At 49.9% G+C, this 23,112-nt stretch carries 22 protein-coding genes; 19 read left to right on the plus strand and 3 right to left on the minus strand.

The window, feature by feature from the left end; translation table 11 throughout:
- Positions 1–19: 19 nt before the first annotated feature.
- Entirely contained in the window at positions 20–916 is an 897-nt protein-coding gene (locus ABID47_RS06070) for an NmrA/HSCARG family protein (protein WP_354495285.1), read from the minus strand.
- Between the two features lie 126 nt (positions 917–1,042).
- Between ABID47_RS06070 and ABID47_RS06075 the strand changes: the two genes are divergently transcribed.
- Positions 1,043–1,387 carry a winged helix-turn-helix transcriptional regulator gene (locus ABID47_RS06075; protein WP_354495286.1) on the plus strand — a complete coding sequence of 115 codons (345 nt, stop codon included), beginning with the start codon at positions 1,043–1,045 and terminating at the stop codon, positions 1,385–1,387.
- An 80-nt stretch (positions 1,388–1,467) separates the two neighbouring features.
- Here the strand turns inward: ABID47_RS06075 and ABID47_RS06080 are convergent, their stop codons facing one another.
- Positions 1,468–1,920, minus strand: coding sequence for a carboxymuconolactone decarboxylase family protein (locus ABID47_RS06080; RefSeq protein ID WP_354495287.1), 453 nt, complete (start codon positions 1,918–1,920; stop codon positions 1,468–1,470).
- Positions 1,921–2,678: 758 nt separating this feature from the next.
- Between ABID47_RS06080 and ABID47_RS06085 the strand changes: the two genes are divergently transcribed.
- The 16 genes from ABID47_RS06085 (at position 2,679) to ABID47_RS06160 (ending at position 19,583) form a co-directional block, all read left to right on the plus strand.
- Positions 2,679–3,044: a DUF2089 domain-containing protein gene (locus ABID47_RS06085; RefSeq protein ID WP_089547632.1), complete on the plus strand. Its 366-nt coding sequence runs from the start codon at positions 2,679–2,681 to the stop codon at positions 3,042–3,044.
- Positions 3,045–3,057: 13 nt separating this feature from the next.
- Entirely contained in the window at positions 3,058–3,489 is a 432-nt protein-coding gene (locus ABID47_RS06090; protein WP_354495288.1) for an SHOCT-like domain-containing protein, read from the plus strand.
- 6 nt (positions 3,490–3,495) lie between these two features.
- Entirely contained in the window at positions 3,496–3,840 is a 345-nt protein-coding gene (locus tag ABID47_RS06095; RefSeq protein WP_354495289.1) for a hypothetical protein, read from the plus strand.
- Between the two features lie 325 nt (positions 3,841–4,165).
- Complete coding sequence (locus ABID47_RS06100; RefSeq protein WP_076164694.1) at positions 4,166–4,495, plus strand: PadR family transcriptional regulator; 330 nt, start codon at positions 4,166–4,168, stop codon at positions 4,493–4,495.
- A gap of 14 nt (positions 4,496–4,509) precedes the next feature.
- Positions 4,510–5,373 (plus strand): pentapeptide repeat-containing protein, encoded by an 864-nt coding sequence (locus ABID47_RS06105; RefSeq protein WP_116230153.1) that lies wholly within the window; start codon positions 4,510–4,512, stop codon positions 5,371–5,373.
- A 165-nt stretch (positions 5,374–5,538) separates the two neighbouring features.
- Complete coding sequence (locus ABID47_RS06110) at positions 5,539–6,783, plus strand: serine hydrolase domain-containing protein (RefSeq protein WP_435530589.1); 1,245 nt, start codon at positions 5,539–5,541, stop codon at positions 6,781–6,783.
- 418 nt (positions 6,784–7,201) lie between these two features.
- The gene (locus ABID47_RS06115; protein WP_116230154.1) at positions 7,202–8,212 is read left to right on the plus strand and encodes an aldo/keto reductase; all 1,011 of its coding nucleotides are present in this window, start codon (positions 7,202–7,204) and stop codon (positions 8,210–8,212) included.
- Positions 8,213–8,229: 17 nt separating this feature from the next.
- Complete coding sequence (locus ABID47_RS06120; protein ID WP_354495290.1) at positions 8,230–8,646, plus strand: SRPBCC family protein; 417 nt, start codon at positions 8,230–8,232, stop codon at positions 8,644–8,646.
- Positions 8,647–8,871: 225 nt separating this feature from the next.
- Complete coding sequence (locus tag ABID47_RS06125) at positions 8,872–9,360, plus strand: NUDIX hydrolase (protein ID WP_116230156.1); 489 nt, start codon at positions 8,872–8,874, stop codon at positions 9,358–9,360.
- A 129-nt stretch (positions 9,361–9,489) separates the two neighbouring features.
- Positions 9,490–10,911: a family 43 glycosylhydrolase gene (locus ABID47_RS06130; protein WP_354495742.1), complete on the plus strand. Its 1,422-nt coding sequence runs from the start codon at positions 9,490–9,492 to the stop codon at positions 10,909–10,911.
- 202 nt (positions 10,912–11,113) lie between these two features.
- Positions 11,114–12,097 carry an ABC transporter permease gene (locus ABID47_RS06135; protein WP_145132834.1) on the plus strand — a complete coding sequence of 328 codons (984 nt, stop codon included), beginning with the start codon at positions 11,114–11,116 and terminating at the stop codon, positions 12,095–12,097.
- Positions 12,098–12,112: 15 nt separating this feature from the next.
- Positions 12,113–13,000, plus strand: a complete 888-nt coding sequence (locus tag ABID47_RS06140; RefSeq protein WP_240913115.1) for a carbohydrate ABC transporter permease — start codon at positions 12,113–12,115, stop codon at positions 12,998–13,000.
- A 63-nt stretch (positions 13,001–13,063) separates the two neighbouring features.
- The gene (locus tag ABID47_RS06145) at positions 13,064–14,629 is read left to right on the plus strand and encodes an extracellular solute-binding protein (protein WP_354495291.1); all 1,566 of its coding nucleotides are present in this window, start codon (positions 13,064–13,066) and stop codon (positions 14,627–14,629) included.
- A gap of 102 nt (positions 14,630–14,731) precedes the next feature.
- Positions 14,732–16,483, plus strand: coding sequence for a sensor histidine kinase (locus ABID47_RS06150; RefSeq protein WP_354495292.1), 1,752 nt, complete (start codon positions 14,732–14,734; stop codon positions 16,481–16,483).
- The gene (locus ABID47_RS06155) at positions 16,458–17,207 is read left to right on the plus strand and encodes a response regulator transcription factor (protein WP_354495293.1); all 750 of its coding nucleotides are present in this window, start codon (positions 16,458–16,460) and stop codon (positions 17,205–17,207) included. Before ABID47_RS06150 ends, ABID47_RS06155 begins: the two co-directional genes overlap by 26 nt.
- A gap of 90 nt (positions 17,208–17,297) precedes the next feature.
- Complete coding sequence (locus ABID47_RS06160) at positions 17,298–19,583, plus strand: glycoside hydrolase family 95 protein (protein ID WP_354495294.1); 2,286 nt, start codon at positions 17,298–17,300, stop codon at positions 19,581–19,583.
- A gap of 73 nt (positions 19,584–19,656) precedes the next feature.
- Here ABID47_RS06160 and ABID47_RS06165 read toward each other — a convergent pair whose 3' ends face one another.
- Entirely contained in the window at positions 19,657–20,517 is an 861-nt protein-coding gene (locus tag ABID47_RS06165) for an AraC family transcriptional regulator (RefSeq protein WP_435530599.1), read from the minus strand.
- Between the two features lie 230 nt (positions 20,518–20,747).
- Here ABID47_RS06165 and ABID47_RS06170 point away from each other — a divergent pair, with 230 nt between their 5' ends.
- Together ABID47_RS06170 and gucD are read left to right on the plus strand one after the other, a co-directional pair.
- Entirely contained in the window at positions 20,748–21,623 is an 876-nt protein-coding gene (locus tag ABID47_RS06170; RefSeq protein WP_354495296.1) for a fumarylacetoacetate hydrolase family protein, read from the plus strand.
- 21 nt (positions 21,624–21,644) lie between these two features.
- On the plus strand, positions 21,645–23,111 hold the full coding sequence (gene gucD / locus ABID47_RS06175; protein WP_354495297.1) for an alpha-ketoglutaric semialdehyde dehydrogenase GucD: 1,467 nt from the start codon (positions 21,645–21,647) through the stop codon (positions 23,109–23,111).
- Position 23,112 lies beyond the last annotated feature (1 nt).

Raw genomic sequence — 23,112 nt, forward strand, 5'->3', positions numbered from 1 at the left:
GACTTCAAGAAGATAAACTTTAATTTGTTTGGTTCGTTTGATAAAGCACTTCGAACATCGCTTTCCCTTTCTTCTCCAGCCAAGTGTCAAAATCCATAAGACCAGGGTGTAGGCTGCGCAATGTTGGAAAATCGACTTCGTAGCCGTCTCCGTTTAACCATTCATAGATCCGCGCCAAGGTTTCGTTTTGCTGACGAATCGTTTCTATAGGAATTTGGGCATAGCTGATCGGGCGGCCTGTCGCACGAGTGATGGCTGACGCAATGCTAGGCGGAGTCCGTGCGTCACCGGCGATTTCGATCGTCTTGCCCAGAAATTTGCCGGGATGTTTGAAGGCCAGCTTGACGAATGCACCGATGTCATCCACAGCTATGCAATGTACAGGAACATCCGGGTTGGTAGCTTCAGCCAATGTCCCATGCTGAATACCATAAAACGGACTGGCGTAACTTTCCATAAATCCCGACGGGCGCAAGATCGTTGCAGGAAGACCAAGCGTCTTAATGTATTGTTCAATTTCCCACTTGGCAAAATAACGAAAGCGGGACTGTACGTCAGCACCGCTATTCGATGAATAAACGAAATGCTGAACCCCGGCATCTTTCGCCGCATCGGCTGCATTTTTACCCCAACGAATTTCTTCGGCTGTTCTTGCATCGCTAGGCTCCCACGTAGGTGGTTGAACACTGAAGACCCCGTGCACTCCTTGCATGGCAGCATCCAGCGATGCGCGATCTCCCAAATCCCCCCGGCACAATTGAGCACCCGCTTGAGCAAGGGCTTGGGCTGCCTTACTTGAAGGATCACGGGTGAAAGCACGCACCTGCCAACCATCAGCAAGCAGATGTGACGCTACCGCACCCCCTTGCTGGCCTGTGGCTCCTAAAACCAAAATCATCTTCTGAAGTGTAGTCATATGCTTCCTCCTTCAAGGTAATGGAATAACTCATTGAAAGTGTAAATCATATATGATTTCTTTGTAAGGAGACACTTTGTTGAGTTATACTTACGAATAGTAAGTAAATTGTGAGGAAGTGATTGCTTGAACCCAAGTGATGAACAAAAATGCCTATCCGCGGTTAACGAAGCATTACAAGTGATAGGCAGCAAATGGGCGTTCCTGGTCATCTCTCAATTGTATTATGGTCCTCAGCGCTTTAATCAGCTGCGCCGGAATTTGAGCACCATCAGCATCAAATCTTTAACCGATATTTTGCGGCATTTAGAACATTATAAAATCGTAAAACGTCAGGTTTACCCGACAAATCCTATTAGCGTCGAGTACTCTTTGACGGAAAAAGGCAGAGAGTATAGGGAAGTGCTTTTTCAAATGCGCCAATGGGGAGAAAAATGGGGCTCCACCCCAAATGAAGCTGATCACCCTTAAATCGGAGAGTCATGTAATAAAAAAATGAGCACCGTCCCTCGGGACAATACTCATACCTGGAATAGCAGCTTTCTTTTGACTCATTCTGCTTCCGGCTGGAATCCCATCGCAATCGACATTCGGTTCCAACTATTGATCATCATGATTAACATCGTTAGATGGATGTACTGAGTTTCCGAAAAGTACTTCCTGACGTTATGATATACATCATCCGGCACTTTAAGCGAGGGCAGCAATGTTATATGCTCTGTAAGCTCTAACGCTGCCTTCTCCATTTCCGTGTAAAGGTTGCTTTCTTCCCATGCACTGAGACAATACAGCCTCATTTCGGATTCCCCTAACTTCCGGGCATCAGCTGCATGATAAGAAAGGCAATATACACATCCGTTAATTTGCGATGCTCTGAATATGAGCAGTTCGCGAAGCTTTGGATCAAGATCTGTCGATTTCGTATACGCATCCAGCTCACCTAGAAGCTTAACTCCTTGCGGCGCTAATTTCATTACCTGATGAATATCAAACCTTTGAGACATAAAGAGTTCCTTCTTTCTTGTTTGATTTTTTTGCTCAGGCAAACCGTTTCATGCCTTAGCCAATCCAGTACTACAGGGAGGAATCGGAAAGGGTTTTACTTTTGACTAATCATATCTCGATATCACTGACAGTTACGGTCAGTATTTTTGTACCGGATTTCTTTTTATGAGACGTTCCTGAAGAAGGGCCTCTTAAGACACGTGTCCATCCAAGGACCGCCGACCTGCAGTCGCTACCAGGATTTGCGCGCTTCAGGAAATACGCAGCTAACCAACATAGAAAAAGCAGTAAGGGACACCGCGGAATCGATGCAGTAAATGCCGTCAAACTGCATATTTCTCTGCAGCTTAAGAGGTGTTGGCCTGGTTTTGGATCATCTTGCTATAAAAGAAGGCTGTGGAGGATAGTAAAACAAAAAACCTGACTAACATTAAGTTAATCGGGCTTTTGAGCGCAGGCCAGCTTTAATGATTAACTCTCAGGGAACAGAATACCGGTCAATAAACCCAAAGAAGCGGCCAATGCTTTCATTGCGGATGGGTGTAACCGGAGCGCCTTTTGCACGAAGAAAGCGATAGAGCTTATCGATTTGATTTGAATTCGTTGGTGTTTCTGGTTTTGTTAAATGGTAATTAAAAATGTTTATAATAATCACAGTATAATTAATAAATTTGAGTCGAATATTAAAATAATTAATTTTTTGGATTCACAAATTGAATATGTTGTTTTATAATTCAAAAAAAGAAAGGAGTAGAGTATGAAGTATCCCATCATCACACAGTGTCCTGTATGCGACCATCCGCTGCACGCAGTCAAGCTGGAATGTGGACATTGCCGGACGACGATTGAGAACACGTTTGAATTATCAAAGCTGGCTCTACTCTCACCTGAACAGCTCCATTTTGTAATCACCTTTCTTGTGAACAGGGGCAACATCAAGGAAGTAGAGAAAGAGCTCGGCATATCTTACCCGACGGTTCGCGGCAAGCTCAATGATATCATCACGGCCCTCGGTTACGATACGCGTAAGAAGCAGGAAGTCGATGAGAAGAAGGTCATTTCCATGCTGGAGAATGGCGAAATTACCGCGGACGAAGCGGTCAGAATGTTGAAGGATGAATAAGGAGGAAGAAACGATGAGAGAAGAAATCAGCAAAGTGCTCTCCATGATGCAGGAAGGCAAAATTGATTCTGATAAGGCAACGGAGTTGATTAATGCACTGCAGGAGAAGCAAATGGCACATCCATCGCAAGCTGTGCAGGTACTTGGGAAACCAGACTATTCGAAGAAATTGTCATCGGGTTCCGGCCGTTATTTAGACAAAACGTTGAAAATCCGAGTAACAACTGAAGAAAACGATAATGTCAGCATTAATTTACCGATTAAACTGGTGAAGGCGGTTCTCGGAGCGGGGCACAGCATCGCATCTAATATTCCGCAATCCGCGGAATATGTGAAGAATATCGATATCGATCTGCTGATCGATGCAATCGAAAACGAGCTTGACGGGCAAATCGTTGATGTCCGTACGGGTGACGGGAATAACGTCGCCGTAGTGATTGAGTAATTGGCCATGATAACTGTTAAGGTTAAGAGCAAAGGGTATGCTTTTGTGATTCCGGTCCCTTATGCCGTATTGCGCATGGGAAGTGGTATTCTGACTTCCGGTTTAGTTCAGCGCAAAATGAAGGATTGGATGAACAAGTCTGGCGGCCATGTGGGTGAGGACTCGAGCCGGAATCCTGATTTCGATTCAGACGGCAGACGATTCGGGACTGAATTGCTGCTGTCAATTCTTGAGAACGCAAGCACACAGCAAGCGATTAGGCAGCTCATCAAAGACCTGCAGCGGTGCAAAGGGACCGTTCTGGTCGATGTCCAGGCTCAGGACGGTACGAAAGTGTTGATTAAATTGTAGGCAAGTTTTTAATTCCAGCATCATGCTTAGTGAGAAGAGGCCTATGCTGAATCAAAGCACGTAAGACGACAGGAGCATATACGTGTGATAGCCGCGGCGCAGCGGCTTTTTGTGTTTTTAGTAAGACATGTTTTTTTAAAACCGAAAGACAAGAACACATATCATGTTGACTAGAAAGAAATGGGGTCTAGTTGGTTAACCATAATTAAATTATGTTAACTAATCAAATTTAGCGTAAAAGGGATTTTAGCAAAGTGTTTTAATAAATTAATTACCTTGACAGTCACAGTAGTGTACTGTATTATGCAAATATGGAGGTGATTGTATGAGTGACAACAAAATCACATCCGACCTGCTGCGAGGCCATACCGACACGATGATTTTACGATTATTATCCGAAGCGGACCGCTACGGCTATGAAATTGTCAAGCTGATTGCCGAACGTTCGGGAGGTGAGTACGAACTAAAGGAAGCCACGATGTATTCCAGCGTCCGGAGGCTTGAAGGGGACGGAGATATCGAGTGGTATTGGGGCGATGAATCGCAGGGCGGACGGCGCAAATATTTTCGAATTACCGAGAAGGGCAAGGAAACGTACGAGCGCAACAAAAGTAACTGGGAGTACGCCAAGCGCGTGCTTGAAAACTTGTTATAAGGGGAGTCGATGGGATGAACGAGAAATTGACGAACTATCTGAACGGGGTATTTGCTCCATACGACGGGGTGAAGAGTGTCAGCGAATTAAAGGCGGACCTGCACTCCGATTTGCAGGAGCGGTTCCGTGAATTGAAAGCCGAGGGCAAGGACGATGAAACGGCTTTGGAGATGACCATCGACAGCATCGGCGACATTGAACAAACCGTACTGGAGGTGGCAAACCTCTCCCGTTCGCTGGAGCGGCAGGTGCTGACCAACCTCAGCGCGAGCAACTTGACGGGTAGCGACTTTGCTGGTGTTACCGCCCATAAGGGAAAATTCACAGCGAGCGCGCTGCGGGGATCCGACTTCACGAATGCGGACTTGACCGGCAGCTCGTTTAAGAGCAGTGACGTGCGGGACGCCCGTTTCGACGGCGCTAATCTGACCGACTGCAATTTGTCCACCCTGGACCTTGCGAATGCAAGCTTCAATAAATCCATCCTCGTGCGTACGAACTTCAGCAAATCATGGCTGGCCGGAGCAACATTCACAGGCGTTCATCTGACTGACGTCAACCTGACGATGACGGCTCTCACCAAAACCGTTTTTGAAAACTGTGTTTTCGACGGGGTGGACTTCACGTCCTCCGATTTGAGCGGACAGCGTTTTGACGGTCAAATCTTCGTCGGCGTCAAGTTCGATAAAGCTGGATTGAAAGAAGTTTCATTCAAGGGCGCGACGCTCAAGAATGTATCTTTCCAGGGATCTCTGTTGACCAAGAAATATTACCGCGCGATCAAAACCGTTTGTTTTGACGGGGCGACGATGGATAAGCTGACCTTTGCCGCACTCAAGGGCATGGATGCCAATTTGTCCAAGGTTACGGTGATCTAGTACATATCTCGATTTGGATACCCGGAACAGGAGGTGAGCCATCTTTTACTTGCCGATATTTCGTCTCGTTAATGCAGCTAATATACCTTTTTGACAAAGGGCTTTAAAGCATGAATGACTAGAGAGAATCATAGGGCTGATAAAAAGTAAAGAGAGGTCATCCAAATGGAAAAGATGATATCGGGAAAAAGCAGCAGCGGTTTCTCCGAAACCGGGCTGCAAAGAATGCGCGACGTGCTGGCACGGCATGTTGAATCGGGGAAAATCCCCGGGCTTGTCGCCCTGGTCAGCCGGAACGGTGAAACGCACGTCGAAGCGATCGGCACGATGCGCCATGACGGAGGCGCGCCGATGTGCCGGGATACGATCTTCCGGATGGCGTCCACTTCCAAGCCGGTCACGATGGCTGCGGCGATGGTCCTGCTTGACGAGTGCAGGCTGCGGCTGGACGATGTGGTAGACCCGTGGCTGCCCGAACTCGCCGACCGGCGGGTGCTGAAGAGAGCCGACGGCCCGCTGGACGATACCGTGCCGGCGCGGCGTCCGATCACCGTAAGGGACATTTTGACCTCCACATTCGGGCTTGGTATGGATATGACGTCACTGGGCACGCCGATCATGAACGCGATTTTCGAGCAGGGGCTCACGCCAGATCTGCCGGAACCGATGCCCGAGCCGGATGAGTGGATGCGCCGCCTGGGTGCGCTTCCGCTGATGCACCAGCCTGGAGAGCACTGGCAGTACCACATCAGCAACGATCTGCTCGGCGTACTCGTGGCGAGGGTCACTGGCCAGTCGTTTGAGACATTTCTGCGCGAACGCATCTTCGATCCCCTCGGCATGAAAGACACCAGCTTCCATGTGCCCGCCGACAAGATCGACCGTCTGTCGCCCCTTTATGCCCCCAACCCGCAGACCGGTGAGTTCACCGTGTGGGACGAAGCCGAAGGGGGACGCTACAGCCAGCCTCCGGCGTTCCAAGGCGGCGGAGGCGGACTTTGCTCCACTGTTGATGACTACCACGCGTACTTTCAAATGCTGCTGAATCAGGGGATGCACGGGAACCAACGGATCCTGTCCCGGCCCGCCGTCGAGCTGATGACCACCAACCGCCTCACACCCGAGCAGCAAGCCGCCCGACACGCCATGGCTACGAACAATGTCCATGTGTCATTCGGTCAAGGACAGCACGGCGGCTGGGGCTTCGGGATGGCGGTGCGCACCTACCGTGGTGACTACGCGCCCATCGGCCAGTTCGGCTGGGACGGCGGAAGCGGCACCACGACCTACGCCGACCCGCACAACCAGCTCACGGGTATTCTTCTCACCCAGGTTGGGATGTCTACTCCGGATTCAGCGCGGCTTATCCACGACTTCTGGACAACGGTCTATCAGGCCATCGAAGATTGACACCTGGGTAACATTAGCCTCGATGTACCACCTCAAGAAAGGGCACAGAGCCTTTCAGAAAATTCTCCATCCATTTGAAATTCTGGGATTCGATCAGCATATTTAATAATGAAGCAGGTTAGAAGGCGGCCGTCATGATGATCGGCTGTCTTTTTATTTGCACGAACGTATCACACTTAAAAGCCACATTATTGCGATTATTTGTTTTTTACCGAGGACCAAAAAAATAGACGGATGCAGGGAGTAGAGTACTTTTTGGTGCCTATAGTACTTCAAAGTGCGTACTTCCTTTCTCTGTTTAAATGCTTCATAATCTATTTTTGTCAGACGATAAAATGACATTTGTTGATTTGAATAGGCATTGGTTTCCAAATCGATGCACTATCAAATTGAATTATATATTAGGAGGACATCTTAGATGAGAAATATACTGCAAGGAAAAATTGGATTTGGTACGGCGCCGTTAGGTAATATGTATCGCAATATCCCGGAGGAAGAAGCTATAGCCACTGTAGATGCGGCTTGGGAGAGCGGCATCCGTTACTTTGACACAGCTCCGCTGTATGGATCTGGCTTGGCGGAGATTCGACTGGGTGAAGCATTGTCGAAAAGAAACCGGGATGAGTACGTTTTAAGTACAAAAGTAGGCCGGATTATTTCGGATGAGTTGGAAGATCCATCTGCACGTGATTTAGGGGAAAAAGGGGGACTTTTCGAATTCGGCCGTAAGAATAAAATCATCAACGACTACAGTGCGGATGCGACCCTTCGCTCGATCGAGGATAGTTTGAAACGTTTAAAAACAGATCGTCTGGACTTCGTTTATATTCATGATGTGGCGCAAGACTTTTATGGTGATGAGTGGATTTCGCAATTTGAAACGGCCCGAACCGGGGCATTCCGTGCGCTCACACGTTTACGTGAAGAAGGTGTCATTAAAGGCTGGGGACTCGGAGTAAACCGGGTAGAGTCGATCGAACTCATGCTGGAATTGGAAGAAGCCAAGCCGGATGTATCTTTGCTGGCTGGTCGGTACACCTTATTGGACCATGAGCGTGCGCTGCAACGAGTTATGCCTGCGGCAGTAAAACATAAGATGGATATTGTTGTCGGCGGACCATATAGCTCAGGTGTTCTTGCGGGAGGTACCCACTTCGAGTATCAAAAAGCGACACCGGAAATTGTGGCAAAAGTTGAGAAAATCAAAAATATTGCAGATCGTCATCAAATCAGCATCAAGGCGGCTGCTTTACAATTTTCGCTGGCTAATCCGGCGGTTGCAGCCGTCATTCCTGGTGCGAGTCGTCCTGAGCGGATTGCAGAAGACAAAGCTGCATTGAATACAGTCATTCCGGCAGCTTTCTGGGAAGAAATGCGCGAACAAAAACTGGTAGCACCTCATGCACCGCTGCCTATCGACATGAAATAAATAAGGGAGTAATGAACATGGCACATACGGCTACATCTATCAAAATTTCAGCTTTACCTGATCAAGTATGGCAATTGATCGGTGGCTTTGACGCTCTTCCTGACTGGCTACCTTATATCCCTAACAGTAAAGTAAGTGAAGGTGGACGTGTACGTCATCTCGCTAATCCTGATGGGGATACGATTGTAGAGCGCTTGGAAGCATTCAATCATAAGGAGCGCTACTACACCTATTCGATTATGAAAGCACCCTTTCCGGTTACGGATTATTTATCCACCATCCAGGTTAAAGAGGATGCTGACGGTAGATCATCAATGGTAGAGTGGTCTGGCAGTTTCACCCCGGTAGGGGTCAGTGATCAAGAGGCTATTGATCTGTTCCATGGGATCTATAAAGACGGCTTGGAGGCATTACAACAAGCATTTTTAGATTGAAGATTTAATAAGTAAAAGAGGCGTGTATCCGAGTCGAAATTTGAACTTGGATACACTCTTTTTTTGTTCGCTCAAATAAAGAAGCGTTTATAAAATATGCCCAAGTATGATTTGCTGTGCTCAAGGTTCGAACTTGTGGGTCATATCATCCTTTCCATAAAAGCAGGAAAGTGCATGAAGCAAGAGGAATACATAGACAAATCATCAAGCTAAGGGGGTCTTGAATTGGCGTTTCCGACACATATAGTATCGGCAGGCGGTATTGTGGAAGATGGAAAGGGAAACATCCTATTAGTAAAAGCGCATGACGACGGTTGGGTATATCCGGGGGGAATCACTGAAGTTGGCGAAAACCTGATGGATGGCGTGATCCGTGAAATCAAAGAGGAAAGTGGAATAGACGCCACGGTTAGCCATTTAATCAGTGTGGTTTCAAATACAGCGATCCATAAGTGGTATGACGGTGTAACCGATGTTCCTACGAAGGTCATGTTTGATTTCGTGTGTACAGCTGTGGGGGGAGAGTTAGCGACTTCTGAGGAGACGAGCGAATGCAGGTGGGTTCCAAAAGAAAATGTTCTGGATTTGATTACCTTACCCGCAATCCGCATGCGCTACGAAGCTTATTTGAACTTTAACGGCTCTGTGAATTATATGGAGTACGTCACTGCAACAACGTCTGAATGTCAGGTCAAGCTTCAAAGAAACATGTAGTTCGCTTGTCACCTCCAAGAGATATGGGTTAGGAAATTTTCGCTATAATGGAGTATCAAACGAGAATACCACTATTAATTAGCGTTGAGAAAGAAGCGTAAAGGATATTTATAGGAGTGAACGTTTATGATGAAAAAACAAGGGCTAAACCCCTATCTCCCATCGTGGGAATACATACCTGACGGAGAACCGTACGTTTTTAACGACAGAGTTTATGTATATGGCTCGCATGACCGCTTTAACGGACATGTGTTTTGTTTAAACGACTACGCTTGCTGGTCGGCACCCGTAAATGATCTAGGCGACTGGCGGTATGAGGGCGTGATCTACACCAAAACGGATGACCCGCTAAATCCTGATGGCCGGATGTGTCTTTATGCGCCGGACGTTACCGTCGGACCGGATGGCCGTTATTATCTTTATTATGTCCTGGATAAGGTTCCGGTTGTTTCGGTTGCCGTCTGCGATACACCTGCTGGAAAGTATGAATTTTACGGATACGTAAAGTACGCGGACGGTACACGCTTGGGCGAAAGAGAAGGAGACGAGCCCCAGTTTGATCCGGGTGTGTTGACAGAAGGGAAGAAGACGTACTTATATACTGGTTTCTGTGCACCCAAGGATAAATCCAGGCATGGCGCAATGGCCACGGTGCTTGGTGAAGATATGCTTACCATTGTGGAGGAACCTGTATTTGTCGCCCCAAGTGAACCTTACAGTACGGGAAGCGGGTTTGAAGGGCATGAATTTTTTGAGGCTCCCTCCATCCGAAAGAAGGGTGATACCTATTATCTTGTCTATTCATCGATTGTCATGCATGAATTATGTTATGCCACCAGTAAATTTCCGACTAAAGGCTTCATTTATCAGGGCGTCATCATAAGCAATAATGATCTTCACATCGATTCCTACAAACCGGCGGACAAACCGATGTATTATGGCGGTAATAACCATGGCAGCATTGTGGAAATGAACGATAGATGGTTCATTTTTTATCATCGCCATACCAACGGTACGGCTTTTAGCCGGCAGGGCTGCATCGAACCGATCGTCATTCGGGAGGATGGAACGATTCCTCAAGTGGAAATGACCTCTTGCGGTCCCAATGACGGCCCGCTTGTGGGTCGCGGTGAATACCACGCCTACTTGGCATGTAATCTGTTCTGTAAAGACGAAGAATTGTATACAGGCGGTTTCGGCTCAGGGGCATGGATGGACAGCCGTTTTCCGAAGATCACGCAGGAGGGAAGAGACGGGGACGAAGAGATCGGATACATCGCTAACATGACAGACTCTGCTACTGCCGGTTTCAAGTATTTCGACTGCCAAGGAATACGGAAGGTGAAAATCAAGGTGCGTGGTTATTGCCAGGGCAACTTTGAAATTAAAACGACTTGGGACGGCCCGGCTCTCGGAAAAATACCCGTTAACTTCACGAATATATGGACGGAATATTCAACGGACCTCGTCATTCCGGATGGCATACAAGCTCTATATTTTACTTACACAGGCAGCGGAAGCGCGGATCTGGCATCGTTTATTTTAGAGTAGGCCGCCGCCAGGGAACCAGCTTCCCGAAAAAATACGCAAGCAGTTCCGAGCATTTTCCGGAACTGCTTTTTTTGGTTTGTGCGATCTTTTCATGATAAAGCCATGGAGGCCGAGTATTAAAAAATGACAACGCTTTCTTAAAAATGTTGGCTTACGAGCAGATGGGTCAAGAGGATAGACTAGCAATAAAGGAGGAGCGCATATGGATTTGGATGCACAGTTTACGAGAACTGCGGATCACGGCGGCCAGCAGCACCAATTATGGAAGCGGTTCAAAAAGCAAAAAGTACTGCATGTATTTGTAGGGCTGGGTATGATCTTTCTGCTGATTTTCTCGTACACGCCGATGTTCGGTATTCTTATGGCGTTTAAAGACTACAGTATTTCAAATGGGATCAAGGGGATCTTTACCAGCGAGTGGGTCGGCTTGAGATACTTCGATGAATTCATTCATGATTATCAGTTTGCCACGATTGTACGCAACACGCTTGTCCTGAGCTTACTGAAGGTCATCTTCGCTTTTCCTGCACCGATTTTGCTCGCGATCCTGTTGAATGAAGTGAAAAATATGGCGTTCAAGCGATTTGTTCAGACGATCAGCTACCTGCCGCATTTTATTTCCTGGGTTGTCGTCGTCGGAGTATCCTACGCCTTCCTGTCTGCGGATGTTGGCATGGTAAACCGGGCCCTGGTCGAAACCGGGCTGATTGACAAACCGCTCAACATTTTAACGAGTCCGAACTATTTCTGGGGGCTTGCCGTCGGCAGTGCGATTTGGAAGGAAATGGGCTGGTGGACGATCATCTTCCTGGCCGCCATCACGGGGATTAATCCTTCGCTTTACGAAGCTGCCGAGATGGACGGCGCCGGCAGGCTGGCACGGATCCGATATATCACACTTCCGGGAATCAGGGGAACGATCGTCGTCGTGCTGGTGTTGACTATTGGCAGTATTCTCGGAGGCGGCCTGGTCGGCTCCAACTTCGAACAAGCCTACTTATACGGCAACAGTATCAACAATCCGACATCGGAAATTGTTCAGACGTACGCATTCAAGGTTGGCTTGAGTGACGGGCGATTTTCCTACGCGGCAGCAATCGATCTTATTCAGTCCGTTATCTCCGTCATTTTGATATTTTCCAGTAACTTCATTGCCAAGCGGGTGTCGGGATCAAGCTTATTCTAAAAAGGAGGGCTGGTGGTGCTTAAGAGCCAAAGACAGAAGGATGTAATTTTTGACAGCTTCATTTATATCATGTTGTTTATATTGATGCTCATCATGCTGTATCCGTTCTATTATGTATTCATCGCCTCGTTCAACAAAGGCTCCGATACGCTCCTGGGAGGCATTTATTTGTGGCCCCGAAACGTAACTCTGGAAAATTACAAAATATTTCTGGAAGATCCGAAGTGGTATCGAGCCTTTTTGGTCACGGTTGCCCGGACGATATCGGGTACGGCATTGGGACTGCTGCTGACAAGCCTGGTCGCTTACGCCCTTTCGCACCGTGATTTGTTGTTCAGCAAAACGTATTTTACGGTCATCATTTTCGCGATGTACTTCTCCGGCGGATTGATTCCTTATTATGTTGTGCTGCGCTCGATCGGATTGCTTAATTCATTTGCAGTGTACATCGTGCCGTCCATGCTCAACACGTTTTTCCTGCTCATTGCCATCTCGTTCTTCCGCGAAATCCCGGGCGAACTGAAAGAATCGGCGCATATCGACGGCGCTGGCGAACTCAAGATCTTTTTTCGGATTATCCTGCCGGTCTCGACGCCGGTACTCGCCACGATGGCGTTATTTATGGGCGTCGGCCAGTGGAATTCATGGCTGGACTCCGCCTATTTCGTGCAATCGGAAAACTTGCGAACGCTTACCTTCCGGATGATGGAAGTGATCAACAAGAGCAACACGCCGCTGGATTCCATTGCCGTAGCAAACAGCGCCTCGGCTTCGGCCGGCGTGACGAGCTTCTCGCTGCAGGTGACGGCGATGGTCATCTCCATCGTGCCGATCATATGCGTATACCCTTTTCTGCAAAAATATTTTGTGCATGGAATTATGTTAGGATCTGTGAAAGGGTAAATCGTTGTTTCTATATTTAACCGCTTACATTAAAATACCAGTATATTCATTGGAGGGGTACACTTGAAAACAATCAAGAGCTATAAGCTGCTTGCTGCAGCACTGTCTGCGGTGCTTGCCTTTACAATGCTGTCTGCCTGCGGCGGCAACGGTAACGGCGGGGATTCAGCCGCGAAGCAGGACGGTGATTCGTCGGCATCATCAGGCGGCGTGAAGGAATTATCGCTGTTCATCGATGCGCCGTGGTATCCGGTAAAGGAATGGAAAGGCCCGGTTGCCGAGAAAATTACCGAAAAGACAGGAGTCAAGCTGAATGTCACTGTAGCAACCGACGATAAGCAGCTGCCGCTGATGATCGCTTCGGGAGATTTGCCGGACCTCGTCTTCACGTATGCTAACATCGATCGGCTGTCGGACTCGAAGCTGTCCTATCCTTGGAATGAGTTGATCGAAAAATATGCGCCCGATTTCAAAATCGACAAAACGAGAATCGCGATCCATACGATGGACGACGGCAATTTCTATACGGTGCGGAATTCCTTCGCTACGCAGGAGGAAATGGCTCAAAACAAATATTCGATTGGAAGCGACGGCCATCCAGGTATTGCCGTTCGGGAAGATATTCTGAAGGAGCTCGGCAATCCGCCGATCCAATCGCTGGACGATTTTGTAAAAGTTTTAGGCATGGTCAAACAGAAGCACCCGGAGATGGTTCCGCTGGTCCTGGATAAGGAATGGGTTGAGCAGTACTTTATGCAGCAGTTCGGCACGGAAGCGCTCATTGACGGCTGGTATGAACGAGACGGCAAAATCGATTATGCGATCAGACAACCGAAGATGCTGGAGTATTTCAAGTTTATGAACAGCTTATATCGCAATGGATTCATTCTCGCGGAAAATTTTGCTTTTGCGAATGACCAGATTGACGATCAATACGTGACAAGCGGCAAAGCCTTTGCTCACGGTTATACCGTTTCCGCGGCGGAAGCGGACAACAATAAAATCAAGAGTAACGGGGGCGCCTTTACGCTGAAAATGCTTCCGAGCGCTTTGTCGAAGGATGCCAAAGCCGTGAGTACGGGCCTGGGATTTGCGGGTACCTTCATCACGAAGAAAAATAAGGATCCGGAAGCCTCCATCAAGTTTATTCAATACCTGGCAAGCGACGAAGGCAAAAAATTGACCATGTTTGGTGTCGAAGGCGAACATTGGACGTGGAATGAGGCGGGTTATCCAAATCTGAAATACGACCCATCGGATGCCGATTTCGTTAACGGCAATGGGATCAAATGGTGGTACTTGTACAATGACGGGGTCACCGAAGGCATGTTGTCCTATGTTCCCGGAGCGCAGAAAACACAGGCTTTAATGGAGACGAAGGCCATCACGACCTATAAACCGGCGATCGGTCTTATCCAAACGCAGCCGGATTCCAAAGAAAAGACGCTCAAAACAAAAATCGACGAGATGATTAAAAATGAGAAAGTAAAAATTTATTTGGCGAAATCCGAAGAAGAAGCAGTTGCCAACTACGAGAACATGGTGAAGACCGCCGAGAATATGGGTTTGCAGGAGCTTGTAGATTGGGCAAATGAGACATACCAGAAGAAGAAAAGCTTGTTTGAGTAACACGATGCCATTAAACCGGTAGGGACGTAGAATCTCTACCGGATTTTGCTTGCTCATGGTACGTTTAGTAGAAATAAACCGGCAGCGGGGGGATTCAAGACCGTGAGTATCGTGCGCAAAATTGTTATCGGATATATTTTCTTTGTCTTTATCCCGGTCGTTACGTTTGGATATTACTACTACGTACAAATATACGGCAATCTGACCCAGCAATTCGTAGAAAGCCGGCAAAAGATCCTGGAGCAGGCCAAGGCAAATATGAAAGCGGATCTGACCCGCATCGAATCCGTCCATCGCTTGCTGCAATATAACCCGTATGTCACAGACTACCTGGGCGGAGTTTATGGATCCGACGCCGAAAGCATTTATGCCTACAACCGTTATATCAGTCCGATCATGACACAGTCGCTGTTTGCCAATCCGGAAATCGAGTCGCTTCGAATCTATAAAACCAAGAAACAAGCGCTTCGAATTACCGACCGGTTTCTCGATAGGTCATCTCTTGATGCACAGGGAAAGAAGATAGCAAGTTCATTAAAACCCGGTCAAGGAGGATGGATTGTCCAGGATCCGGGAGCTCAGGAACCGCGGCTTGCTTTTTATCAGAACATTTATAACCCGGAGTTTACCGAAATTGTCGGGCTTCTAGAGCTGCGCATTGGCGGCAGTCTGATGCAGAAATTTTACAAGGCTATCGGCATAGAAGGTGACTGGGAAGCGCTCCTGATACCGTTTGGTGAGAACACGGCTTCCGGAATGGATGAGGAGACGCTCAAACTGCTCGGCGGAAGTGACAATAAGCCCTATTTCATTAACCGGAAAACGATCGTGAATCAGCTCTCCTTTGAGGAGCTTGGGGTCAGAGTTGTTGTGATTGGAAAGGTAGACGTCGTGTTTCACGCGATCAAGCGCAAGGAGATGATTCTGATCTCAACCGTCATCGTTTTTTTGGCGGCATTGTCGCTAGCGTATTATGTACTCGCTTCCACAATCACCAAGCGCATTCTTCGCCTGGCTAGACACATGCGTAACCTGGACGACAACAATATGAGACCGTACATCAGCAAGCACGACAGTCCGAACCGACAGGATGAGATTGGCTTTCTGATAATGACTTACAATTCGATGATTCAGCGGATGGACGAATTGATTAACAATGTCCACCGGGCCGAGCTGCGAAATAAAGAAGCGGCCTATAAAGTGCTTCAGGCTCAAATCAAACCGCATTTTCTTTATAATACGCTCGAAACGATCAGAATGCTGGCCGAGTCCAATAACGATAAGGAGGTAGCCGACATTTCCTTTTGGTTCGGGAAGCTGATGCGTTACAGCTTGTCCTCCAAGGAGGATCATACGGTTCTCGCCCAGGAAATCGAGACGGTCATCTTCTATCTTAAGATTCACAAGATGCGGCTCCGAAACAGACTGAGCTACGAGCTGGACATCGATGTGGATGCAGATCGGATCGATTGTCCCCGGTTTATGCTTCAGCCCTTGATCGAGAACAGCATCGTCCACGGTGCTGCAGCAACACTTCGGCCCGTCCATATCAGACTGCATGCGTATGAAACGGCTGACGAAGTTCGGATCTCCATATCTGACAGTGAGGCAGGCATGCCGGAGGACAAGCTGTCCAGGCTCCGTTCACTGCTCATGGGGGATAGTGACAACTATTCCAGCAGAGAGACCGAGGGCGGTGGTGTTGGCTTGATTAACGTCAGCGAACGGGTAAAATCCTTTTTCGGCGGTGCTTCACGGCTGGTTATTGATAGTGAGCAAGGAGTAGGAACATGTCTCACAATCATCATAACGAAAGGGGCGGCGGTTAATGATGAAACTATTGATAGTAGATGATGAGCCGATTATTCTTGAGGGATTAGTCAAGGTCATCAAGGACGCGGCTCCGCTCGGTACTGAGGTGCGAGAGGCAGGCAACGCTTTTGAGGCTCTTGAAGTCATGAAGGGATTTATGCCGGATGTCACGGTGACGGATCTTCATATGCCGGAAAAAAGCGGGTTCGAGTTGATGGAGGAGGCGAAAGGGAACGGACTGTGTAAGCGGTTTATTATTCTGACTGGCTATGACGAATTTGAATACGTAAGAAGAGCACTGCGCAGCGGCGTCGTGGATTATTTACTTAAACCGCTGGACAAAGACGAAATTGCTAAGCTGCTTGCACTTATCGATGAAGAGCTGCCTTCCGAAGCCGATTCCGACTGTGAACGGCACACGAAACGCATTCTTGCTTATACGCAAACGAATTTTATGAACGATCTTTCCTTGGATCACCTTGCCGATTTGATGGACCTTCATCCGAATTACATCAGCAGCCTGTTCAAGAAAGTGACAGGAGACACGTTTGTCAATTATTTGAACGCATTTCGGATCAAGGAAGCGCAGAAATTGCTGAGGACGCATCGGCATCTTTCCGTAAGCGAGGTCGGTCGGCGGGCGGGGTTTGAAAATAAACATTATTTCACCAAAGTCTTCAAAAAGTATACTGGGATCACACCAGGTGCCTACCGTGAAACAGATGATATGGATAATATAGAGGTGGATTCCAAGGAAAGTTGCTAAACTGGGAGATGACTCATAGTCATTAAACCGTTGATTGAACTGGACTGAACACACCATTTTTTCGCCTGTGAGGCGGATTGGAGGAAAAGCATGACGAATACGAATCCCACGGAGACCGTGGAACAAAAGCAGCGATTATGGTACCTCAAGCCTGCCGCAGAGTGGAACGAGGCACTGCCGATTGGGAACGGCCGGCTCGGCGCGATGATCTTTGGCGGAATAACCGAGGAGAAGCTGCAGCTGAACGAAGATTCCGTATGGTATGGCGGTCCGCGTGATCGCAATAACGAAGACGCCCTGGCGCATCTGCCGGAAATCCGCAAACTGATTATGGAGGGACGCCTGAAGGAGGCGGAGGCACTTGCGGGGATGACGATGGCGGGGCTGCCCGAATCGCAGAGGCACTACTTGCCGCTCGGCGATCTTCTGATTTCGTTCGATCGTCATGAGAAGGCCGAGGATTACGTACGGGAGCTGGATTTGGAACGCGGCGTTTCCCGGGTCAGCTACCGGATCGGAGATGTCCGGTATATCCGTGAGCTGTTTGCCAGTTACCCGGATCAGGCGATCATGATGCGGATTTCCGCTGACAAGAAGGGGGCGATTTCCTTAAAGGCAAGATTTAACCGCCGAAATTGGAGATACATGGAGAAGACGGAAAAATGGGGCCAGCAGGGACTTGTGATGCAAGGAGAATGCGGCGGCAAAGGCGGCAGCTCGTTCTGCGCCATCGTGAAGGCGCTTCCAGAAGGTGGAGGATGCAAGACCATAGGCGAATATTTATTGGTTGAAAATGCGGATGCGGTTACGCTGATGCTTGCCGCGGGTAGCACCTTCCGGCATCCCGATCCGGTGCTTTACGGCAAACGACAGTTAGAGGAATTGAGCCAGGTTTCCTATGCCGAGCTGCTTGCCCGACATGTGAAGGATTACTTTGCATTGTTCGGGCGGGTTACCCTGAGACTGCCGGATAGCCCAGGCAAAAACGCGCTGCCGACCGATGAAAGACTGAAACGGTTCCGGGAGGGCGAAGAGGATAACGGGCTGATCCAAATGTATTTTCAATTCGGCCGATACTTGCTTATTTCCTGCAGCCGGCCGGGTTCCCTGCCTGCGAACCTTCAAGGGATCTGGAACGATAGCTTTACTCCGCCTTGGGACAGTAAATTCACGATTAATATTAACACGCAGATGAACTACTGGCCGGCGGAAAACTGCAATCTGTCCGAATGCCATGAGCCATTGTTCGATTTGCTCGAAAGGATGCGTGAGCCCGGGCGGGTCACGGCCAGCGTCATGTATGGCTGCCGGGGATTCACGGCGCATCACAATACGGATATTTGGGCGGATACGGCGCCGCAGGATACATATCTTCCGGCATCATTCTGGCCGATGGGCGCTGCCTGGCTGTGCCTTCATTTGTGGGAGCATTATCGCTTCAGCCAGGATCGTTATTTCCTTGCGCGTGCTTATGAGACGATGAAAGAGGCAGCGTTGTTCCTGCTCGATTATTTAATCGAGGACAACGAGGGACGCCTGATGACTTGTCCGTCTGTCTCCCCGGAGAACAGCTACAGGCTGCCCAATGGCGAAACAGGAGTTCTCTGCGCCGGGGCCACCATGGATTTTCAGATCATCGAAGCGCTGTTTGATGCTTGCATCCGCAGCGGGGAAATCATTGAGAGAGATGAGGCGTTCCGAGAGGAGCTCGCTGCCGCCTTGAAGCGGCTGCCCAAACCGCAAATCGGGAGACATGGACAAATTCAGGAGTGGATGGAGGATTACGAGGAGGTGGAGCCGGGACACCGCCATATCTCCCATCTATTCGGGCTTTATCCGGGCGAAGGCATTAACGTGGATTCCACGCCGGAGCTGGCAGCAGCGGCCCGGACGACGCTGGAACGCAGGCTGGCTAACGGCGGTGGACACACCGGCTGGAGCCGGGCGTGGATTATCAACTTCTGGGCCCGGCTGCTGGATGCGGACAAGGCCTATGAAAATGTAAGAGCGATGCTCCATCATTCTACGCTGCCTAACCTGTTCGACAACCATCCCCCATTCCAGATCGATGGCAATTTCGGCGGCACGGCGGGCATTGCCGAGATGCTGCTGCAGAGCCACTCTGGTTTGATCCGGCTGCTGCCCGCATTACCTGACAGCTGGAGCGATGGGGAAGTCAGAGGGCTGCGGGCTAGGGGCGGCTTCACCTTGAATTTCACCTGGACGAAGGGCCAGGTTACTGAAGCGGTCGTAACGTGCGCGGGTTCCGGTCCATGCCGTCTGGAAGCACCTGGTCTTGATCCCGTTTCGTTTGAGGGGGAAGCCGGCCGCTCCTACACGTTCACCAAACGAATGAGTGATGAAATAACACCTTAATTGCTTGTGACTGTTTAAAAGCTTATGACCGGATCATAGAGGAAGCCGATTATAGGTTATCGTTAATGAGTTACTATTCCGGCTCATAAGCTAAAGGCTGCTGCTGGACTTGGTTTCGGTACTCGCTGGGAGCCATCCCCGTCCACCGCTTGAACTGGCGGCTGAAATGCGAATTGGTTTTATACCCGAGAATCATGGCGATGTGGTCGATCCCCAAATCGGTTTGCAGCAGCAAGCGCTGTGCTTCGTTCAGCAGCGTTTCGGACATAAACTTACGCGGGGCTTTCCCGTAGATCTGCTTAAAGATGCGGTTCACTTGCGAAGGACTCATATGGACCGACTTGGCAATGTCCTGAATCCAGGTTCGTTCGTTTTCCCGAATCTCTCCGTGAAGGAGAATGTATTTAACGGAATCTTCTATTTGCTCGGCGATCTGCTGGGCAAGTGATTCCTTTTTGGATCGGGCGACGGTTGCAGTCTCTGACAGTTGGCCAACCAGGGATCCAAGCAGCTCGAAGACAGCCGCATGGACCTTCATCTGTTTGGATGTTGGGAGCGGGCTGCGCAGGTGCTCTGCCGCAAGACGATACAGCGTCGATAGAGACGGAGACAGCCCTTGGACCAACGGCGAGTCTGACGGATAATAAAATTCCTTGCAGCGGTTGAGCTCCTTGCAAAAGGATGTATCGTCCACGCTGAAGTGAACGGAAAAGTAGGTGAAACCCTGGGATCCGGCACGGGTGCAGGAATGCGTCATGCCCGGATGGATGAACAGCAGGTCCCCCCGGGACTGCCGGTATTTTCGCCCATTAATCACCATGTCCATTTCTCCCTCCACGACCCAGTGGATCTCGTACATGGGATGCTCGTGGGAAGGATAGGTCCAGCGGGAATCCACTTTTCGCGCATGCAGGCCCAACAGCTGAAATGACATGCGGACATCGGGAAGACGGCCAACATAGACTCCGGGAAGCTCGGTCACGGCGATACCCTCCTCTGTATGGTACAAGTTATCAATTTGTTATGATTATAGCTTGATCCTTCCGGAAAAGAAATGCGTGAAAAGGGTAAATCGAAGTGAAGATTAGCGTATCGTCAAGGGTCATAGGCGATGATATGGTAGTATTATCAACCCTTATAGGGAGAAATTGGGGGCAATATTGAATGCGGATTATTCGATATTTGGACGGACGGCAGACGAGACTCGCAGCAGTTACGGATGATGAGAAGGCTTATCCATTGCCTCACTCTGATTTGATATCGTTGATCGATGAGGCCAGGGAGAAGGGCGTTTCACCTGTCCGAATAGTTGAAAGCGCTATTACACCTCAAAATGAGCTGACTGCCGCATGGCCGTCATTGCAGCTGCTTACTCCAGTAGATGCGCCGGAGGTCTGGGCAGCCGGCGTCACCTATCAGCGCAGCCGGGAGGCGAGGAATTATGAAGCCACTGGCGGAAGAATGGATGCGGAGACGTTCTACGACAAAGTCTATGACGCCGTGAGACCTGAAATATTTTTGAAATCCACGGCAGCACGCACGGTCGGACCGAATCAGGATGTAACGCTGCGCAGCGATTCGGTATGGCAAATCCCCGAGCCGGAGCTTGGCTTGGTGCTTGCCGGCGACGGGACCATCGTGGGATACACGGCTGGCAATGATATGAGCTGTCGCGATATCGAGGGGGAGAACCCGCTTTATCTGCCGCAGGCAAAAATATGGCGGAAGTCCTGCTCGATCGGGCCCGCGATCCGGCTCGCGGATACCGTGGAAGACCCCTACGATTTCAAAATCGTCTGTCAGATTTACCGCGAAGGCCACGTTGTGGTGGAAAGTGAAGCCAGCACAAGTCAGTTAAACCGCAAGCTGGATGAGCTGGTCCGCTTCCTGGCGGCGGACAACGATTTGTTTGACGGTACCGTTCTGTTGACGGGCACAGCTATTGTGCCGCCGGCCGACTTCACGCTTGCTCCCGGCGACCGCATCGAGATTTCGATTAGCGGGATCGGGACGTTGGTGAATCACGTTATATCAAACTAGGGATTTGGGGAGGAGATTATAATGACAGCATTCCAGGGAGAACAGATTTATCGCAATTTCATCAATGGAGAATGGACGGCGGCTTCCACCGGACAAACGGAGCCCAGCATCAACCCCGCGAATCGCCATGAAGTGGTCGGTTATGTACCGGTTTCCACAGAAGAGGATGTGAACCGTGCCGTCGCAGCAGCCACAGCAGCCCGGCGGGCTTGGCGCAGCCTGCCCGGGTCGGAACGCGGCAATATCCTGTTTCGTGCGGCCAGCGTATTGGAACGGCGGGCTGATGAGGTCGCCGAGGCAATGACAAGAGAAATGGGCAAGACGCTGGCGGAAGCCAAGGGGGAGACGATGCGCGGGGTCGCTATCTTGCGGTACTACGCCGGTGAGGGGATGCGCAAGTCCGGTGACGTGATTCCTTCGACGGACAGCGAGGCGCTGATGTTCACGACCCGGGTGCCGCTGGGGGTTGTCGGTGTGATCGCCCCGTGGAATTTCCCCGTAGCCATCCCCCTATGGAAGACTGCGCCGGCTCTGATATACGGCAACACCGTTGTGTTGAAACCGGCCCAGGAAACGGCGGTGACCGCAGCCAAATTGGCCGAATGCTTCGAGGAGGCGGGCATTCCGGCGGGTGTCTTCAATCTTGTATGCGGCAGCGGTTCGGTGGTCGGGTCTGCGCTTGTGGAGCATCCGGACGTGGGCGGAATCACTTTCACAGGCTCCAACGAAGTCGGGAAGCGCGTCGGCGCGGCTGCGCTGGCCCGAGGAGCCAAGTACCAGCTCGAGATGGGCGGCAAAAACCCGATTATTGTCGCCGAGGATGCGAACCTGGATTTGGCGGTCGAAGCGACGATCAGCGGCGGCTTGAAATCCACCGGCCAAAAGTGCACGGCGACCAGCCGGGTGATCGTTGTATGCAAAGTGTATGAAGCCTTTAAAGCGAAGCTGCTGTCCCAAATCGAGGGCATTCGGCTTGGTGACGGCATGTTACCCGAGACCTGGATGGGGCCCTGCGCTAATGAAAGGCAGCTGGAAACTGTGCTGCACTACATCCAAAAAGGGCTGGATGAAGGAGCCGTATTGCTGACCGGAGGGGCAAGGGCGAGCGGCCCGGCACTTGAGGACGGGTTCTATGTCCAGCCGACCGTATTTGACGGGGTGACTCCTCAAATGGCCATTGCCAGGGAGGAAATTTTCGGTCCGGTGCTTGCCCTGATTGCCGTGGACAGCCTTGAAGAAGCGATAGCGACGGCCAACGATAGCGATTATGGCTTGAGTGCCTCCATCTATACGCAAAATATCGGCGCCATGCTGTCCTTTATTCAGGACATGGATGCCGGGCTGGTCCGGGTGAATGCGGAAACAGCGGGCGTTGAGCTGCAGGCCCCGTTCGGCGGGATGAAAATGTCGAGCTCGCACTCCAGGGAACAGGGGCAGGCGGCCATCGAATTTTTCACTTCCATCAAAACGGTTTTCGTGAAGCCATAAT

The organism is Paenibacillus favisporus (genome assembly GCF_040545415.1).
In the GTDB taxonomy this organism is placed as follows: domain Bacteria; phylum Bacillota; class Bacilli; order Paenibacillales; family Paenibacillaceae; genus Paenibacillus_AQ; species Paenibacillus_AQ favisporus.

Bases quoted from the DNA above. Each gene is read 5' to 3' on its own strand.
- ABID47_RS06090 (WP_354495288.1), top strand. From the start codon at position 3,058: ATGAGAGAAGAAATCAGCAAAGTGCTCTCCATGATGCAGGAAGGCAAA.
- ABID47_RS06085 (WP_089547632.1), top strand. From the start codon at position 2,679: ATGAAGTATCCCATCATCACACAGTGTCCTGTATGCGACCATCCGCTG.
- ABID47_RS06070 (WP_354495285.1), bottom strand. From the start codon at position 916: ATGACTACACTTCAGAAGATGATTTTGGTTTTAGGAGCCACAGGCCAG.
- ABID47_RS06165 (WP_435530599.1), bottom strand. From the start codon at position 20,517: ATGTCATTTCAGCTGTTGGGCCTGCATGCGCGAAAAGTGGATTCCCGC.
- gucD (WP_354495297.1), top strand. From the start codon at position 21,645: ATGACAGCATTCCAGGGAGAACAGATTTATCGCAATTTCATCAATGGA.
- ABID47_RS06170 (WP_354495296.1), top strand. From the start codon at position 20,748: ATGCGGATTATTCGATATTTGGACGGACGGCAGACGAGACTCGCAGCA.
- ABID47_RS06105 (WP_116230153.1), top strand. From the start codon at position 4,510: ATGAACGAGAAATTGACGAACTATCTGAACGGGGTATTTGCTCCATAC.
- ABID47_RS06100 (WP_076164694.1), top strand. From the start codon at position 4,166: ATGAGTGACAACAAAATCACATCCGACCTGCTGCGAGGCCATACCGAC.
- ABID47_RS06155 (WP_354495293.1), top strand. From the start codon at position 16,458: ATGATGAAACTATTGATAGTAGATGATGAGCCGATTATTCTTGAGGGA.
- ABID47_RS06115 (WP_116230154.1), top strand. From the start codon at position 7,202: ATGAGAAATATACTGCAAGGAAAAATTGGATTTGGTACGGCGCCGTTA.
- ABID47_RS06120 (WP_354495290.1), top strand. From the start codon at position 8,230: ATGGCACATACGGCTACATCTATCAAAATTTCAGCTTTACCTGATCAA.
- ABID47_RS06135 (WP_145132834.1), top strand. From the start codon at position 11,114: ATGGATTTGGATGCACAGTTTACGAGAACTGCGGATCACGGCGGCCAG.
- ABID47_RS06130 (WP_354495742.1), top strand. From the start codon at position 9,490: ATGAAAAAACAAGGGCTAAACCCCTATCTCCCATCGTGGGAATACATA.
- ABID47_RS06160 (WP_354495294.1), top strand. From the start codon at position 17,298: ATGACGAATACGAATCCCACGGAGACCGTGGAACAAAAGCAGCGATTA.
- ABID47_RS06110 (WP_435530589.1), top strand. From the start codon at position 5,539: ATGGAAAAGATGATATCGGGAAAAAGCAGCAGCGGTTTCTCCGAAACC.
- ABID47_RS06095 (WP_354495289.1), top strand. From the start codon at position 3,496: ATGATAACTGTTAAGGTTAAGAGCAAAGGGTATGCTTTTGTGATTCCG.
- ABID47_RS06080 (WP_354495287.1), bottom strand. From the start codon at position 1,920: ATGTCTCAAAGGTTTGATATTCATCAGGTAATGAAATTAGCGCCGCAA.